1 pseudogene is annotated in these 293 nt (G+C 52.9%); it reads right to left on the reverse strand.

The features are described 5' to 3' along the window. Nucleotides 1–293 (reverse strand): annotated as a pseudogene (locus tag ACFRAM_RS25485) (hypothetical protein); the annotation flags it as partial.

The following is a 293-nucleotide window of genomic DNA, read 5'->3' on the forward strand; positions in this document are numbered from 1 at the left end:
TATGCCAGCTTCGCTCCTGTTAAGCTGCCGTCAGGCAAGAGATCGGACGTGTATACTTCCTCTGCCAGATGCTCAAGGGTGATACTCCCGGGTCTTACATGACGCTCTTCCACACTTTGCTCAGCCAGATGACTGCTAGTTATACTTTTAGGCTGCAGATGCTGTCCGTTCACCGCTCCCTTCGCCAGATGCTCAAGGGTGATACTGCCGGGTCTTACATGACGCTCTTCCACACTTTGCTCAGCCAGATGCCCGCTAGTTATACTTTCAGGCTGCAGATGCTGTCCGTTCAC

It is taken from the genome of Paenibacillus sp. NPDC056722 (assembly GCF_042790635.1).
Classification (GTDB): Bacteria; Bacillota; Bacilli; order Paenibacillales; family Paenibacillaceae; genus Paenibacillus_AQ; species Paenibacillus_AQ agri.